General features: G+C 64.9%; 17 protein-coding genes. 5 read left to right on the forward strand and 12 right to left on the reverse strand.

The features are described from left to right. Positions 1-15: 15 nt before the first annotated feature. Positions 16-1,197: an MFS transporter gene (locus ACM1PE_RS23165; protein ID WP_059371420.1), complete on the reverse strand. Its 1,182-nt coding sequence runs from the start codon at positions 1,195-1,197 to the stop codon at positions 16-18. Between the two features lie 358 nt (positions 1,198-1,555). Here ACM1PE_RS23165 and ACM1PE_RS23170 point away from each other — a divergent pair, with 358 nt between their 5' ends. Further along, the gene (locus ACM1PE_RS23170) at positions 1,556-2,737 is read left to right on the forward strand and encodes a GGDEF domain-containing protein (protein WP_419341086.1); all 1,182 of its coding nucleotides are present in this window, start codon (positions 1,556-1,558) and stop codon (positions 2,735-2,737) included. A gap of 71 nt (positions 2,738-2,808) precedes the next feature. Here ACM1PE_RS23170 and ACM1PE_RS23175 read toward each other — a convergent pair whose 3' ends face one another. The 8 genes from ACM1PE_RS23175 to ACM1PE_RS23210 all read right to left on the reverse strand — a co-directional run bounded on the left by ACM1PE_RS23175 (position 2,809) and on the right by ACM1PE_RS23210 (position 9,584). Further along, positions 2,809-3,825 (reverse strand): hypothetical protein, encoded by a 1,017-nt coding sequence (locus ACM1PE_RS23175; protein WP_419341087.1) that lies wholly within the window; start codon positions 3,823-3,825, stop codon positions 2,809-2,811. A gap of 1 nt (position 3,826) precedes the next feature. Further along, positions 3,827-4,408, reverse strand: coding sequence for an SMI1/KNR4 family protein (locus ACM1PE_RS23180; protein ID WP_419341088.1), 582 nt, complete (start codon positions 4,406-4,408; stop codon positions 3,827-3,829). A 131-nt stretch (positions 4,409-4,539) separates the two neighbouring features. Continuing rightward, the gene (locus tag ACM1PE_RS23185) at positions 4,540-5,148 is read right to left on the reverse strand and encodes a hypothetical protein (RefSeq protein ID WP_419341089.1); all 609 of its coding nucleotides are present in this window, start codon (positions 5,146-5,148) and stop codon (positions 4,540-4,542) included. A gap of 128 nt (positions 5,149-5,276) precedes the next feature. Beyond that, a complete protein-coding gene (locus tag ACM1PE_RS23190; RefSeq protein ID WP_419341091.1) occupies positions 5,277-5,675 on the reverse strand; it encodes a hypothetical protein in 399 nt (132 codons plus the stop codon). Between the two features lie 11 nt (positions 5,676-5,686). Continuing rightward, positions 5,687-6,616 (reverse strand): DMT family transporter, encoded by a 930-nt coding sequence (locus ACM1PE_RS23195; RefSeq protein ID WP_059371414.1) that lies wholly within the window; start codon positions 6,614-6,616, stop codon positions 5,687-5,689. 257 nt (positions 6,617-6,873) lie between these two features. Further along, the gene (locus ACM1PE_RS23200; RefSeq protein ID WP_419341092.1) at positions 6,874-7,365 is read right to left on the reverse strand and encodes a chromate resistance protein ChrB domain-containing protein; all 492 of its coding nucleotides are present in this window, start codon (positions 7,363-7,365) and stop codon (positions 6,874-6,876) included. A gap of 22 nt (positions 7,366-7,387) precedes the next feature. Beyond that, complete coding sequence (locus tag ACM1PE_RS23205) at positions 7,388-8,584, reverse strand: chromate transporter (protein ID WP_280014560.1); 1,197 nt, start codon at positions 8,582-8,584, stop codon at positions 7,388-7,390. Between the two features lie 34 nt (positions 8,585-8,618). After that, positions 8,619-9,584: a chromate resistance protein ChrB domain-containing protein gene (locus tag ACM1PE_RS23210; protein ID WP_419341093.1), complete on the reverse strand. Its 966-nt coding sequence runs from the start codon at positions 9,582-9,584 to the stop codon at positions 8,619-8,621. A 129-nt stretch (positions 9,585-9,713) separates the two neighbouring features. Here ACM1PE_RS23210 and ACM1PE_RS23215 point away from each other — a divergent pair, with 129 nt between their 5' ends. From ACM1PE_RS23215 to ACM1PE_RS23225, 3 genes are all read left to right on the forward strand, one after another. Continuing rightward, the gene (locus ACM1PE_RS23215) at positions 9,714-9,992 is read left to right on the forward strand and encodes a metal-sensing transcriptional repressor (protein WP_059371413.1); all 279 of its coding nucleotides are present in this window, start codon (positions 9,714-9,716) and stop codon (positions 9,990-9,992) included. 11 nt (positions 9,993-10,003) lie between these two features. Beyond that, positions 10,004-11,167, forward strand: a complete 1,164-nt coding sequence (locus ACM1PE_RS23220) for a nickel/cobalt efflux transporter (protein WP_419341095.1) — start codon at positions 10,004-10,006, stop codon at positions 11,165-11,167. A gap of 75 nt (positions 11,168-11,242) precedes the next feature. Next, positions 11,243-12,499, forward strand: coding sequence for an MFS transporter (locus tag ACM1PE_RS23225; protein ID WP_419341097.1), 1,257 nt, complete (start codon positions 11,243-11,245; stop codon positions 12,497-12,499). Between the two features lie 64 nt (positions 12,500-12,563). On the opposite strand, the gene ACM1PE_RS23230 is transcribed toward ACM1PE_RS23225, so the two are convergent. Continuing rightward, positions 12,564-13,541 carry an alpha/beta fold hydrolase gene (locus tag ACM1PE_RS23230; RefSeq protein WP_419341098.1) on the reverse strand — a complete coding sequence of 326 codons (978 nt, stop codon included), beginning with the start codon at positions 13,539-13,541 and terminating at the stop codon, positions 12,564-12,566. 72 nt (positions 13,542-13,613) lie between these two features. Between ACM1PE_RS23230 and ACM1PE_RS23235 the strand changes: the two genes are divergently transcribed. Then, positions 13,614-14,039, forward strand: a complete 426-nt coding sequence (locus ACM1PE_RS23235) for an RrF2 family transcriptional regulator (protein WP_059371409.1) — start codon at positions 13,614-13,616, stop codon at positions 14,037-14,039. A 25-nt stretch (positions 14,040-14,064) separates the two neighbouring features. Here the strand turns inward: ACM1PE_RS23235 and ACM1PE_RS23240 are convergent, their stop codons facing one another. Both ACM1PE_RS23240 and ACM1PE_RS23245 read right to left on the reverse strand, forming a co-directional pair. Further along, complete coding sequence (locus tag ACM1PE_RS23240; RefSeq protein ID WP_419341100.1) at positions 14,065-15,048, reverse strand: Bug family tripartite tricarboxylate transporter substrate binding protein; 984 nt, start codon at positions 15,046-15,048, stop codon at positions 14,065-14,067. Between the two features lie 310 nt (positions 15,049-15,358). Further along, entirely contained in the window at positions 15,359-15,715 is a 357-nt protein-coding gene (locus ACM1PE_RS23245) for a hypothetical protein (RefSeq protein ID WP_059371407.1), read from the reverse strand. Between the last annotated feature and the right edge of the window lie 390 nt (positions 15,716-16,105).

Here is a 16,105-nt window from a genome sequence, read left to right on the forward strand (position 1 = left end):
CTGGAGCAAGGCTCTTCAAGCCTGCGCGCGGCGCGGTAGCCAGCGCCAGAACACGCCGGCCGCCACCAGCCCCAGCGTGCCAACACCGAACGATGCGCCGCCGAGCGACACCAGGGCGGTCAGCACCGACAGCGCCACGGGCCCGCCGCTCGAGCCAAGGTCGGCCATGAAACGCCAGATGCCAAGGAACTGCGTGCGCGCGCCCGCTGGGGCGGCGTCGGCGCCCAGTGTCATGACGATGCCCGATCCGATGCCGTTGCCGAAGCCCAACAGCGCCGACACCAGGATGAAGCTCGCCACCCCGTCGGTAAGCGGGATCGCCATCAGGCTCAGCCCCATCAGCAGCGTGCAAGGCAATGCCACCCACAAGCGGCCGCGCTGGTCCATCACCTTGCCCGCCGGATAGAACACCGACATGTCGACTGCGGCGACCAGCCCGTAGATGAGCGAAGTGGTGGCGGCGTCGAGGCCCAGATGGTCTGCCCACAGGGGAATCACCACCTGGCGCGACGCGCGCAGCGCGCTGATCAGCATCACGCCCACGCCGAGCGTGGCGTACACGCCGCGATGGTCGCGCGCAACCTCGCCCATGCGCGCGCGCGGCGCGCCCGCGCTCACGCCCGCCGAAGGCTCGATGTCGGGCGCCTTGATGGCGATGAGTCCTGCGCCGAGCATGGCGCAGATGGCAACCCAATAGGCGCCATCCAGCCCCACGAAATGAATCAGCGCCGCCCCCGCGAAAGGGCCGAAGAAAGTACCGATCCGCGTCGTTCCGCCGAGCGTGGACAGGGCGCGCGCCCTGTACACCAGCGGCACGACCTCAATCATGTAGCTCTGGCGCGCCAGCTGAAACACCGACTGCGCGCATCCTTGCATCAGCATCGCCAGCGCCAGCACCCAGAGGTTGGGCACGCCAATCACGAGCAGCAGGCCGACCACGCTCAACACCGCCGCGCCAGCCATGGCGCGCTTCTCGCCGAAGCGATGCGTAATCAGCGCGGACGGAATATTGGAAAACAGCGAGCCGACCCCGATGAGGGCGGCGATCAGGCCGGCGGTGGCTATCGACGCTCCTTGATCGCGCGCGGTGAGCGCGATCACGGGAAGAATGGCGCCGTTGCTGATGCCATAGAGCAGCGATGGGCCGAACGCCGGCACGGCGATCTGCTTCAGATTGAACGAATCGGGTTGCGACATGGCGGGAGAATGGGAGACCGGCCGCCAGTCCGCCGCCTTGCCGCGGGGCACGGGACCGGTCCGGCGGACATTGGCGCGGGATGCCGGAAGTGTAGCTGGCGCCCCTCGCGCCCGCCTGTCGGCCAGCTGACAGCCGCCGCGTCTCTCGCCAGCTGTTCAACGTCCGGCAGACACCGGCTTTCCCTTCCCGGCGAAGCAGGCCGCAACGCTTGACAATCCTTGACTGTTGAGTCCTGGCGATACATTGCAACACACTGTAATCTTTTTCCATACAAATTGTGTCGGCCGAGCATGCGCTCGACTGTGTACCGTTCCACGTATTCGCCTGTCCATGCCCGCAACCCTTCTTGAATGGTCCGTGCCTGCAGCGATCCTGATGTGCGCCATCGGACTCTGCGCTGCACGCTTCATCGGCTTCAATACGCTCCGGTGGGGCTGCGCCCTGGCCTGCCTGGGCGCAGGCTACGCCATCATGCTGGTGCCGGCCAGCGCACTTTCCCCATATAAACAGGTCGTCGAGGATGCTTTCATTCTGGGCGGCGTCATCCTCGCCTGTCGCGCCCTTCAGAGCCGCAGGCGCAGCCAAGTTTCCCCCTACTTCGATGCTGCGGTCCTGCTTGCCTCGACGGCGATGGTAGTTGTCTCGGTAGTGCTGTTTGCCAGCGCGAAGCTGGAAACGTTCTTCGTGCAAGCCTGTTGCGCGCTCGTGACCTGGCGGGCCACGCTGTCCTTCGCCAGGCATGCCGTGACTACGTCGGACAGGGTGCTCACCGCCGCGTTCCTCTTCATCTCCCTCGTGTTGACGGGCCAGTGCATCCTGTACATTGCCGCCCCGATTCCGCCGCTCTCGACGGGCGAATGGAGAACGTCGGTCTGGGGCATCCTGATCCAATACACCGGACTGCTCGGAAGCATAGTCTTGACCTTCGCGGTCTTCATCGCGACGAGCTACGACGCCATAGAGAAGTACCGTCGCCATGCCCATACCGACGCCTTGACGGGCCTGCTGAACCGCCAAGGACTCGATAGTCTGCTTGCCTCCGGACGCGCATTCTCGGATGCGGCGACACCGACCGCGCTGATCATGGCCGACATCGACAACTTCAAGCGCATCAACGATGTCTTCGGCCACGCGTTTGGCGACATGGTGCTTGCCCGATTCGGCGCCCTGCTCAGGCCGCAAGCGGACACCCGCATCCATGCGGCCCGGCTGGGAGGAGAAGAATTCCTGCTGCTGCTGCCCACGGCAAGCCTGGAAAGCGCCACCGCAATTGCCGAAGAGATCCGTGCCAGTTTCGTGGCGCAGCGCTGGGCGCCACAGGTTCCAGATTCCCGCTTCACTGCAAGCATGGGAGTGACCCTCGTGCAGGCAGGAGAACCTTTCGCCAGCGCGTTGAAGCGGGCAGACGACCTGCTTTACGAGGCGAAGCGACAAGGACGGAACTGCACGGTTGCGGGTATGGCGCCGGCCGAGGCCGGGCATGGCCGCCACGCGCCTGGCGACAACGCAAGCACTCAAGCGTGTTGCGCACAGGCATGAAGTCGCTGGCTCGGCCCGCGCCGCACGCAGAGACCCCGAAAGAGTTCAAGGCGGCGGGCAGCGCGCCGCGCTCATAGCGCCATGACCGGCTCGTCTTCGATTCGAAAGAACAAGGCGCTCGGCCCCATGATGCCCGTTCCGTCGAGATACTCGAAGGCAACGCGCTGGCCCGGCGCGGCAGCTTGCCCTAAATGCTCGACCCGGTACATCACGCCCCCGATGCGATAGTTGTGGACCAGCGTGGAAATGTTCGAGTTGGTCGCGCGCACGCGATAGCTCACGACTTCCTCGACCAAGCCGCGTACCCCGAGCTTGTAGCGGGCCCGCTTCAGCCTGGGGCTGCGCACGCCCAGCGCGAATCCCGTGAGAACGAAGAATGCGGCCAGCAGGATCAAGGGCCCCAGGAACAGGCTGCCGACCAGCGGCGCCAGGGCGAGCACGTAGAAGAACTTGCGCAGGCTCAATTCTTCCTTGCGCACGGCCTCGCGGTCGGCATTGCTGACTTCCTCGACCGAATTCCAGGCCTGCGCGCTCATCGGGTACTCGGCCAGCAACAGCACGGGTGGCGCGTCGGGGTCCAGCGTCAGCAAGTGCAGGCGCACGGGTAGGTCCGTCAGCGCCACGGCCGTCACAGGCCGGAAACCTTCTCGAGTGTCCCTGGCGATCTCGTTCCAAAACGGCAGAGCTACGTCCACGCGCTGTTCGCCGAAGACGTAGCAGATGCCGGGACTCCCGGCCGGACCAAAACCGGTCAGGTGCCCGGAAACGATCTGCTTGGGTACACGCCCCTTCAACACCCGATTGAAGCGGCGCCAGGCTTGCGGCAGGCGCAGCAACCTGCGTCCAAGAAAGACCGCGAAGCAAGTCATCGCCACTGTGCACAACAGGATCACCACGCCGTCAGCGCCGCGGCGCAGGCTGCGATCGGACGCGCCAAGCACGACGAACATGATCGCGCTGCTCGCCAGCAGCAGGAACATCAGCCCCGCGAACACGGCCGTCAGGAATCTGCCGCGACGGCCACGGCGCAGCAGCACGATGTCCTCATCGGCCAGGGGTTCTTCCGTGACTTGCAGCATTGCGCTCATGCTACCCCGGCAGCTTGCGCTGCTTGCGCGCCGCGCGTTCGGCCAGCCGCTGCGCCATATCCTGCTGGCGCTGCAGCAGATCGGCTATCTGCTCGGCGTAGAGGTCGGTGAGGTCGCCGGCCAGCGGCTCCACTTCGGTCAAGTCATCGATCACCACGACGGTCCCCGTCTGATCCACGCCCCAGATCCGGCTGCCGTCGCCCACGATCTTCAGCACGGGCAGGATGCCGGGCAAACCGGCCTCGGCGAGCTGGCGCTGCTGCGCCGAGATGCTGGCCCATTCGGGCAACTCCGGCGCATCGATGCCCAACAGCACCAGGCCGCGCCAGAACGTCCAGGCGGGGCCGACCTCGAACTCCTTCGCGTGCGGCCAGACTTCCTCGCGCGCCATCACGCACAGGCCGTTGGTACGCTGGCAGAAGGCCGCAAACGCCGGAGGCAGCGGGAAGCCGACAGCGGCCTCCAGAGCGGCGATCGCCTCCGCATCGGGCGCGGGCGCGGCCACGACCTCGAAATGTTCGGTGTCCACGGGATCCAGGATTTCCCACATGCGTTGATGAAACTGTTCGGCGGTCATGGTCATGCAAGCATCCTGAAGCTAAGAAAAGTCCTGGTTCGCCGCGAAGGCGGGAGCGCTGGAGGGCGCACCACTATATCCCTGTTTGCGGCGGACCTGCCGATGCGAACGTACGGACCACGGCGTGCCCAGCGCCTTCAGTCCCGCCGGCCAAACAGCATCGTCAATCCGAACAGCGCTCCCAGCCCGCCAACGATAGCCAGCGACATCGACGGTTCGCGCAAGCTCAGCGCCATGACCGCCACACCCGCCCCCAGCATGACGATCAACAAGCCCACCAGGCGTCCCGCCGTGGAACCATAGAAATGTGTGCGGCGCGCCGCCTGCGTACCGGCGGGCTGGCGCGTATGCCACGCCGCCAAGGCCTGCTCAAACTCGCGCAACAGACGTTCACGTGTGGGCCGGTCCACTGCACTGACCAGCAACGTCGGCAGGCCGGGGCGGACCAGCTTGAGATAATCGTCGGTGCCCCAGCGGGACAAATGGGCGAAGGCGACGGCAGAGCGGCGCGAAAACTCCAGCCCTTCGGACGTCACCTTGACGGTATTGCGTGTGGGAAAGCCCTTGAACGCCACCAGCGGCGGCACCAGCAACCCCAGCACCGCCAGCACAACCGCCAGAACAATCGGCCCACGGTTGAACACCACCAGCATGAAGCTGCCCGCCGCCAGGGCGAAGGCCAACGGCACCGACAACTGGTGCCATCGGGTATAGACCGAGACCTGAATCCCGTCGTTGCTAGTCATGTTTGAGCCAATTGCATGTCGACTTCTCCGTGAATGACGCACGTGTCACGATCAGAGTGTAATCATGCGCCAGTGCGGAACCTGACGCGACATTGCCTCCAAGCGCCAAGAGGCCGCAGTGGCTCAGATCAGGATTCGCAGATCCAGTCCGCAGGCCGGTCATCCGCCGCGAAGCGTACGGCCGGCCAATAGCCATCCATGAACCAGGTCGCGTCGCGCGGCGCCAGGTGCAGCACGTAGCCCCCGTCGGCCGCGACGATCAGGTCGGATGGCGTGAAGTGTTCCAGGAACGTCGCAGGGGGATCTTCGGGGTCGCCCCTGTCGCGTCCCGCCTGCCAGAGGAATTGCAACGCGGCGTCGCGGTGCGTCGCCAGCGCTTGAGCGATCGAGCGGGCCCGCGCCAGCAGCGGCGCCGCCGCCTGCGGATCGGCTGCCAGCAGCACCACGCGCAGCCGGCCTCCGTCGGCGGTCGCGCAGTCCAGCCAAGTCTCCTGGGCCGGCATGTTGTCGTGGGTATAGGGCTGCATGGAAGGTCCGCCTATCGGCGCTGTCGCGCCTCGGCGCGACGCCGGCCGACGTGCATGATCGCCATGCCCGAGATCGCAAGAGCGGCACCGATGAACAGATTCGCGGGCGTGGCTTCACCCAGCCAAAGGCTGGAGAAGAGCACGCCGAACACGGGCACCAGCGTGATGTAGCCCGAGGCCGCGCCCGCGCCCAGCGCCTTCACGCCTTCGAAGTACCAGGCGTAGGCGATCGCGGTCGCCCCGAACGCCAAAGCCAGCAGGCTGCCCCAGGCGCTGGCCGGCGCCTGTCCCAGCTTCTGCCAGGCGGGAACGCCTTCCACGATCAGGCTGGTGAGCAGCAGCATCAGCGCGCCGATCACGGTGGTCACCGTGGTGGTGGTCAGGGCGTCCACGCCTTTGAGCACCAGCCGGCCGATCAGGGTGTAGGCCACCCAGCAGGCCACGCAACCGAGCAGCAGCAGTTCGCCGATGCCTACGCCGGAGCCGGCAGCGGCTTGTGAAACCCCGCCGCCGATGGCGATGTACGCACCAATGGCCGACAGGACCATGCCGGCCAGGATGGCGGGGTTGAGATGTTCGCGGAACAGGATCGCCGCCAGCAACAGCGTCGCGCCGGGGTTCAGCGTCACCACGATCGCGGCCTTGCCGGCCGGCACCAGCTGCAGGCTCAACATGAAGAAGCTGGAGTAGCCAAAGACGCCCGCCAACGCGGCGGCGGCCAGGCCGAGCCATTGGTTGCGCGTCAGGGACTTCAGGCCGCGCAGCGCCGAGGCGCGATGCATCCACAGGACCAAGACCACGCTGGCAAACAGGAACCGCAGGCTGGCCGCGGCCAGTGGCGCCATGGACTGGGCGACGACCTTGCCCCAGGACCACGACGCGCCCCAGAGCGCTGCCATGCCGAGCAGGCGCAGGTGCGTGGCCATCAATGTATTTTTCATTTGTGCTTTGAATGTGAGCCGCGGCGGCCGCACGAAGCGACGGAGCAACCGCAACGCATCGAGGTTGGCCATCCCTGACGGCCGTCTATGCGCTGCGGGATTTTAGCTGGCAGCGGCGGCCGCGCAGGGCGAGATGCATCCGTCGAGCCGCTTTTGGCCCGCAATGGGCGGAATTCCGCCACGCCCCACACGCGGCCTCGATCCACCCATTTGTTACAGACCTGGACTGGTTGGCGCAGTGCCGGAGGTGTCCGGCCCTACTTTGTGGTCTGCAAGCCATTCGATGGATACGCCTGCATCACGGGTGGCCATCCATGCGTCTCTGCCTGACACGCCTGGCACCATGCATAAAGGGCGTCGTACATGACCATTCCATGGCCGAGCATGGCGTGGTCGTCGGTAAACAGGTGCGACAGCCCCAGCGACAGGGCGTACAACCCGCCTGATTCCGAGGTCAAGTCCAGCCTCGAGGTGTCGGCGCCCCGAACAATCCTGGCCAACCGATGCAGTGCCGGGTTTCCCGCCAACTGGAACTTCTCAAGAAATGCGTCGAAGCTGCATAGGTCGCCCACATGCGTCAGTTCGACGCCGGGAATGTCGTAGGGAATCGCTCCCGTTTCCCGGGCCACGCGCAACACGTCCCCTGGCGGTACGTAGAGAAACTCGGGCGCCGCATCGATGAAGCGGGCGATCAGCCACGGACACGCGATGCGGTCGATCTTGGGGCGTTCTCGGGTGATCCATTGCATGATGGGCTCCTTGAAGGAAGGCCTAGTGCATCAGCGGATAGACGACCAGGCCAATGAGCGCGGCGCCTGCGACGATGGCCGGTTCGGGCAACTTCTTGAACCGCAGCAACAGCCCGATGGTGATGACGGCCAACGCCAGGGTGGGCGCATCGACGATCGAGCGCCGCGCAATCACGATGACGGCGCCGGCGATGGCGCCCACCGCCGCGGCCGTGACGCCATTGACGAAGGCAATGATGGCGGGCAGCTTGCCGTACTTCTTGAAGTACGGCGCCGGCAGAATAGTAAAGAGATAGCAGGGCAGAAAGGTTGCCGCCGCCGCCACGCTGGCGCCGGGCAGACCGGCCACCAGATAGCCGATGAAACCAACCGTGATGACCACGGGCCCGGGCGTGATCATCGCCACCGCCACGGCGTCGACGAACTGACCATCGTTCAGCCAATGGAACTGGGTGACGACGCTGCCGTACAGAAAGGGCACGATAGCCAGGCCCGAGCCAAAGACAAACGCGCCGGCCTTGGCGAAGAAGATAGCGATCTGCGTCAATAGCGGCCAGTCGATGGCGGCCAGCGGACTGCCGGCCGCGGGTAGCGATACGGCGGCAAGCGCCGGCAGATTGCCGGATTTCAGCCATAGGGGCGGCGCGCGCCGGAGCCAGTTGATGACGCCAGCCACCAGGAACAGCCAAGCGACTTCCGACTCCGTGATGACGGTAACGGCGGCGAGCGTCAGGTAGATCGCCCACAGCAGCTTGTCCTTGCCGACATTCTTGGTGGTGAGCTTATAGCCGCTGATGGCAATGATGCCAATCACGGCCGCGCCCACGCCGTAGAACACGGCCTGCATCCAGACCAGCCCGCCGAAGCGCACATAGGCCCAGCCCAGGGCGACGACCATCAGGAAGGACGGAAGTACGAACGCGATGCCCACCAGCGTGGCGCCGAGGACGCGGTAATGCACGTAGCCAAGGTAGATGGCGAGTTGCGCGGCCAGCGGACCGGGCGCAAGTTGAGCCAGGGCCAGGCCCTCCTTGTAGTCAGCCTCCCCGATCCAGCCCCGTCTTTCCACCAGGTCGCGGTGCATGTAGCCTGCCAACGCGACCGGGCCGCCAAAGCCCAGCGAGCCCAGGCGGACGAAATACCAGAGCAGTTGCCAGAGGGCGTAACGCGGCGGGGCAACGGCGTTTTGCGCGGTAGGGTCTTGGATCGAAGTCGTCATGGCAGGCGCCTTGAAGACAGATAGTTCAGAAAGCTCAGGCTTTGCGGCCGCCGGAAAAATGGGCGTACAGCGAATCCAGCATTGCGCCGGCTTCGGCCAGCAACGTATCGTCATCGGACCAGCGTTTGCGCGCGCCAGCCAGCATGGCTTCGAAGCCGGCGGCCTCTGGAGGCGCGGCGCCGCCCACGTCAAGCGCGTGCACCAGTGCTGCGAGGCGGGCGAGGCCACGGTTTTCTTCCAGGCCAAAGCTGGCGAGCAGAACCTCGAACGACACCCTGTCGCCCACGTGCGTGAAGGTGGCGCCGTCAAAATCAAAGCCCAGGGCATCGGCGGGGCACTCCGCCGGGTTCTCCAGCCATAGAAAGCGCGCGGACGGATCAATGAAGCGCTGGATCAGCCACGCACAGGCGACCCGGTCGACCCAGATATGGCGCCGGGTCGCCCAGAGTCGACCTTGATGGCGCATGGGATCGCGGCGCGCGATGCCGCCTTCGGCGGCGCGGGGTTCGCCAGGCGATTGCAGGGATTCGATGGCATTGGCGAAATCGCGCTGCTGTGTCTGAGCGCGCAGCGATGTTTCAGACGGGAAGAAATCGATCTGGCGCAACGCCTGGTAGCTGCGCTCGAAACGGCGCAGCAGGCGGTTCAGTTCCGCCACGTTCAAAGCGTCCAGCGTCTGACGCGCCTGGGCCAGCTCCGCGAGCCAGCCATCGTAGTCGGCCGAGCGATCGAACAGGGCCTGGAACGCGGCGGATTCGTCCTTGTCCTGGGGCTGGACCCGCAGCAGCCAAGCCTGGCCGCCTTCCTCGTTCGTTTCTGCGGCCAAATCGGCCAATTGGGACGCCTGCCCAGCGTGCGCCGGCAGTAGATAGGCTCCATCGCGTAAGGCGGCGCAGCCCAGGATCTTGAGCTTGCGCCAGATGCGCATGCGCGCCGTGGCTCCGCCGGTGGGCAGGCTGACGATCAGCAGAAGCCAGGAGGGTGTGAGCGAGGAGTCCATGGAGAGCAGAGTAAGAAAACGTCGTGATCGCTGCAATCATGTAGAGATCGCTACGGCAGTTTTTTGATTTCCCCGATTAGCTTCGTGGTTTCTTCCACAACATCCCCCCGGGGGGGATATGATCCATGCATGAACAGACCCGATCCTCATCATCATCACGACGCCGTGGCCAAACGCCTCAAGCGGGCCGAAGGGCATTTGCGCAGCATTCTGTCGATGATGGAAGAACACCGTCCCTGCCTTGAGTTGGCTCAACAGCTGTACGCGGTCGAGCGTGCCATTTCCCAAGCCAAGAAGATCCTCATTCAGGACCATATCGACCACTGCCTGCAGGATGCGGTGGGAGAGCTGAACGAGGACAGGCAGCGCACGATCGACGAATTCAAAGAAATCACCAAGTATCTCTAAGCGCGCTATCCATGTTGTCTTTTTCCGATCTGATCGCCCAGGGCGCGTCGCACGCCTGGCTGTTTATTCCCAGCGCCATTCTGCTGGGCGCTCTGCACGGGCTGGAGCCCGGCCATTCCAAGACAATGATGGCGGCATTCATCGTCGCGATCCGGGGATCGGTGTGGCAGGCGGTGCTGCTGGGCATCACCGCGACCATTTCGCACACCTTTATCGTGTGGGGGATCGGTCTGGGAGGAATGTATCTCTGGCGCGGGGTCGACGCGGAAGAGCTGGAGCCTTATTTTCAACTGGCGTCCGGGGTCATCATCGTGCTGATCGCGGCCTGGATGTTCTGGCGGACCTGGCGCGATCAGCATGGCGCGGGCCACGCCCATCATCACCATGACCATGACCATGATCACAGCCACGGGCATGAGGCCCATTCCCATGGCGCGGAGCGGCACGAGATCGATACCGGACACGGTCTGGTCGCGCTGGAGGTGTTCGAGAACGGCGTTGCGCCGCGCTGGAGACTCACCAGCCTGCGGGGCGGGAACTGGCAAGCGCAGGACGTTTCCGTGACGACAGAGAGGGTCGACGGTGCGCGCCAGGCGTTCCGTTTCGCGCAGAAGGACGGCTATCTGGAGTCGGTTGAAGACATTCCCGAACCGCACGAGTTCATGGCCCGCCTGACCCTGGGTCACGGCGGGCATGTCCACAGCTATGACATCGCGTTCATGGAGCCGGATGAGCACCGGCATGATCACCTCCACGAAGAGCTGCGAGGCCTGGAGGTCGCAGGCGAGGGATACCAGGATGCACACCAGCTCGCGCATGCCAATGACATCCGCCGGCGCTTCACGAACCGGAACGTGACCAACTGGCAGATCGCCCTGTTTGGTCTGACCGGCGGACTGATCCCCTGCCCGGCGGCGATCACCGTGCTCTTGTTGTGCCTGCAGCTAAAGGAGTTCACACTGGGTGCCGTGCTGGTGCTGTGCTTCTCGATCGGACTGGCCGTCACGCTGGTGACGGTTGGAGCCGTCGCGGCGCTGAGCGTGCGCCAGGTCAACAAGCGCGCGCCATGGTTCAGCGCTGTGGCCCGGCGAGCTCCTTATCTCTCCAGCCTGCTGATCATCGCCGTAGGCATCTATGTGGGAATGAACGGATGGCTGGGCCTCCCCGCCAGATGATGCGCCGGCCGGGAGCCGCGGAGCAGTACCCGAAGGGCAACGCGCAGCGTGCGTCCGGCGCCAGGGTGAAACGCCATGAGATCGAAGACGAATACACAAGACGCGTCGGACGGTACGGGCGGCAGGAAACGGACGCCTTGGCGGGAGATCCCGCCCGGGGTGTGGGCGCTGGGGTGCGTCAGTCTGCTGATGGATATCTCCTCGGAGATGATTCATGCGCTGCTGCCGGCCTATCTCGTCACCGTGCTGGGCACCTCCGTGCTGACGGTCGGCGTGCTCGAGGGGATCGCCGAGGCGACGGCGTCCGTTACCAAGATCTTTTCCGGGGCGCTTAGCGACTGGCTCGGCAAGCGCAAGCTCCTGGCGGCGATCGGTTACGGGCTGGCGGCCTTGACCAAGCCGGTCTTCCCTCTGGCTTCGTCCGTTGAATGGCTGTTCGCGGCGCGCTTCATCGACCGGGTCGGCAAGGGTATCCGAGGCGCGCCGCGCGACGCGCTCGTCGCCGACCTGTCTCCCCCCCGCTTGCGCGGCGCCAGCTTCGGCCTGCGGCAGTCGCTGGATACCGTCGGCGCCTTCCTGGGACCGCTGCTGGCCATCGGTCTCATGTGGCTGACAGCGGACCACTTCCAAGCCGTGTTCTGGGTTGCCGTTGTGCCGGCCTTCCTGTCGGTGGCGCTGATCGTAGTCGGGGTGAGCGAGCCTGAACGCTCCCCGGCGCTCCGGCAGGTGCGAATGCCGCTACACCCCGACGAGCTGCGCCGCTTGGGCGCGGGCTTCTGGTATGTGGTCGCCGTGGCGGCGGTGTTCACGCTCGCGCGCTTCAGCGAAGCCTTTCTCATCCTGCGGGCGCAATCGGCCGGGGTATCGCTGACACTGGTCCCGCTGGTACTGGTGATCATGAGCCTTGTGTACTCAATCTCAGCCTATCCGGTGGGAATCCTGTCCGATCACATGAACCGGCCCACGGTACTCGCCATCGGCCTGGCTGTGCTGGTGCTGGCAGATCTGGTCCTGGCCTGGTCGAGCGGCATCGCCGGGGTCGCTGCCGGCGTCGCGCTCTGGGGCTTGCACATGGGCTTCACCCAGGGCCTGCTGACGACACTGGTCGCCGATGTCGCGCCGCCAGAGCTGCGCGGCACCGCGTTCGGCGTCTTCAACCTGATCACAGGCGTTACCGTGCTCGTGGCGAGCGTCCTTGCCGGAGCGCTGTGGGACATGGGCGGTCCGCAAGCCACGTTCCTGGCCGGTGCGGGTTTCGCCTTGCTGGCGCTGGCTGGCTTGTGGGGGTTACGCGGCCGGCTGGGTGAAAAACCTCGGCATGTCGGTGGATGAACATCCATGTACAAGCTTGGCGAAGCGCGAAGCGATGGTCCTAATGCCGGGTCCTTCGCGCCCGTCAAAGACTCCTCAGGAAATCGACGAGCGCCTTGTTGACTGCCTCGGGGGCTTCCTGTTGCAACCAATGCCCCGCACCGGAAATGACTTCAGCAGCGCGCAGTTGGGGAACGAGGGCCGGCATGGCCGCGATGATCTGGTCCATGCCGGGAATCGCCAGGCCAGTATCCCTTTCCCCTACGAGATAAAGCGCAGGCACATCCACCGTCTTTCCCTCGAAGGCCCCCTGCAGCGCCCAATTGCGGTCCAGATTCCGGTAATAGTTAAGGCCGCCACGAAACCCGCTGGCGGTGTAGCTTTGGACAAAGGCAGCCAGATCCGACGGAGTTAGCCAGGCCGGCAACGTCTGGGGGACCGGCAGCGAATCGAGCAGGCCACGGCCAGCGGCTACCATGCCAAACGGATTGGGCGTAGCGGGGTCGTCGCGCGGCCCGGCGTCGCCCGATGCCGCGAAGTAGATGGCGCGAAGGGTTGCGCTGATGTCGCGCTCGAACTCCTCTTCAGCAATTCCCGGCTCGTTGAAGTAATGCGTGTAAAACGCGGCGGACTCGGTCTTGGGGAAGAGGCGGCTGGGCGCAGCCGGCGCTCTGCGCATCATGGGAACGCCCAGGGCGACGACGGCCCGAAAGCGGTCCGGACGCAGTTGGGCTGCCTGCCATGCGATGCTGGCCCCCCAATCGCTCCCCACGACCACCGCGTCATCGGCCCCCTCGCTTTCGATAAGCGCGACAAGATCGCCAATGACATCCAAGGTCGTGAACGCCGCCACATCCGCCGGGCTGTCGCTGGCGCCATAACCGCGCAAATCCGGGGCCACGGCGCGGAATCCCGCCCGGGCCAGGACAGGAAGCTGGTGGCGCCAGGCATAAGCGGTCTCCGGGAAACCGTGGCACAGCAAGACGAGGGGGCCTACGCCCTGGGCCGTGACATTGAGCGTGATGCCGTTGACGGTCACAGCGCGTGTTTCAAGGTCGATCATCGGGGAAGCTCTCAGGAAGTATCCGGTGCAGCTATAATACCGTAACACCTATAGTTACGGTAAATCGATCCCATGGCCAATGACACCCGTCTTGCCCGCCTGCTGCACGTCTTGATCCACATGCATTTGCGCGGCGGCACGACCACTTCTGGAACGCTGGCCCAGATGCTGCATACGAATGAGGTGGTGGTGCGCCGATCCATGGCGGCGCTGCGCACCGCCGGCATGGTGACCTCCACGGGCGGGCGCAACGGCGGCTGGGTACTGGCCAGGGGACTGGAAACCATCACCGCGCGCGACGTCCATGAAGCCATCGCCCACGGCACGGTCTTTGCCATCGGGCCAGCCGACGACAATCCTGCTTGCCCCGTCGAACGGGCAGCGAACCAGTTGGTGGCGGATTCCCTGCGCGAAGGCGAGCATGCCTTGCTGCAACGCCTGGGCGCGGTATCGCTTGCCGAGCTCGCCGCGGAGATTGCGGCGCGCGAGGAAGGATGACGCGGAGCCTTTATCGTTGTTCCAGCTACTGTTCCTTCAGCCCCAACGACTTCATCAGCGGGGCGAACAATTTCTTTTCGTCCTGCACGCGCGCAGCATAGTCGGCCACGCTCAGCGGTAGCGCCTCGGCGCCCGCATCGAGAAAGCGCGCCTGGATCTCCGGCCGCGCAAGCACCTTGTTGATTTCGGCGTTCATGCGATCGACCACATCATCGCGGGTGCCCGCGGCGGCATACATGCCGAACAGGCTGTCCGCGAAAACGCCGTCGATGCCGACCTCGGAAAAGGTTCGTATGTCGGGCGCCACGGCGGCGCGTTGCCGGCTCGCCACCGCCAGTACCTTCAGCTTGCCCGCTTGCACCATGGGAAAGACCGTGGCGGGTCCAAACGCGAAGTCGATCTGACCCGCTGCCAGGTCTTGTATCGCTGGCGCCACGCCGCGATACGGCGCATGGGTGGCCTGCATGCCAGTGGCCTGCTTGAGCAGCTCGCCAGCCAGATGCGGCGTCGTGCCGTTTCCGGCCGAACCGTAATTGAGAGGATCGGGCCGCTTGCGCGCGTATGCCACGAACTCTTCGAGCGTATCGACGCCCAGCGAGGACCGGACAAACAGGAACAACTGGCTGTTGGCCAGCAAGGCTACCGGCCGCAGGTCCCGCTGCGGATCGAACGGCATGCTGGCGAACATCAGCGGGTTGACCGATTCGGTCGTCGATGGATTGAGCAGGAAGGTATGGTTGTCTCCACCATTGCGCACCACCTCGGCTCCCGCCACGTTGCCGCCCGCACCGCCGCGATTCTCCACGATAACGGTCTGCTTCAAGGCCTCGGCCAGGTGCGGCTGCACTGTGCGCGCCAGCACGTCGACCAGCCCTCCGGGCGCCAGCCCCACGACCAGGCGCACGGGCTTGACGGGCCAGGCCGGAGATGGCGTTTGCGCATGGCTGCCCGTCGCCCAGCCAGTCAACGCCAGCATCATCACGGCCAGACAACGTCTACGCAACAGCATGCGATTCTCCTTTTGGGGGCTCACCCCGCGATCCCGCGCCCGGTGCGTCACGTGCCGCACCACGGAAAACCGCCTCGATGCCTCATGCGGCGGCGGTCCTGCGTCTGCCGCTCATTCTTCACAAAAGTTTAGGCTTAAAGAATCCCGGATAACCCTAATTCTCCGGCGGCAAGGGCGGCGTTTCGGAACAGCTTCAATCCGAACAAAAGAAACGGGATGACTCCGATTCGAGTCTCCCGTTCTTACTACAAGGTTTGCCGCCAAGCGTATTGGCAGCACTAGTCGCGCCCCGTTCCGATCCCTCTCTTGACTACGCCACCTCCCACAACGCCGCTGTCAGACCCAGCAACAGCAGCACCGCCGACGCGATGAACCATCGCACGGTTTTGCGGTATTCATTCTCGGCTTCATCCTCCAAACGCAAGGCGCGGTAAAGAGCTATTACCTGCAGCAGGCTGGCGAGCAACAAGCACACGCCCGGCAGCACGGACAGCGCGCTCCAATCGCCCGGCGCATCGAAGCCCCAGTAGCGCAGGAAACCCAGCGAAAAGCCCAGCAATACCGTGATGGCCGTAATCAATCCAGCCCGAAAGCCCTGAGGCAGGTCGCGTGGCCTGTGGCTGCGGGTCCGTACCAAGTCGTCGTCTGGCGTTTCCGGTGTCGTCATGGAGATACTCCGCACTGAGTACGCTACGGCCCGCCCGCTACCGGTCTATGTGGGAGCCAAAACTGAACTCCTGCCGTCACTCGGGGCCAGGGCTGAATTGATTATGGCTGATATCGCAGCGCACTAGGGGTGTTGACCTCCTCGTGTTGCAGGCCTGTGCCTTGTCGCCTTGCCTGCCGGCGGCTCGCCGACCGGTTCCAAGAATGCAGGCTGGGCAGAGTTCGACCGGAGCCATTGACCGTAGTGGCGCCCACCCTCATGGCAATGCTCTGGCCGGGCAGCGGCGGCGTATTCGAAATTGATGCCCTTTCCGACCAGGAACCTCTTGGCCTGCGCGCAGACCTTCTTGTGATCAGCGTGGCTGCCGATCATGGCCTCCTGGAGTCCAAA

Source organism: Achromobacter sp. PD1 (assembly GCF_048541815.1).
In the GTDB taxonomy this organism is placed as follows: domain Bacteria; phylum Pseudomonadota; class Gammaproteobacteria; order Burkholderiales; family Burkholderiaceae_B; genus Achromobacter; species Achromobacter bronchisepticus_A.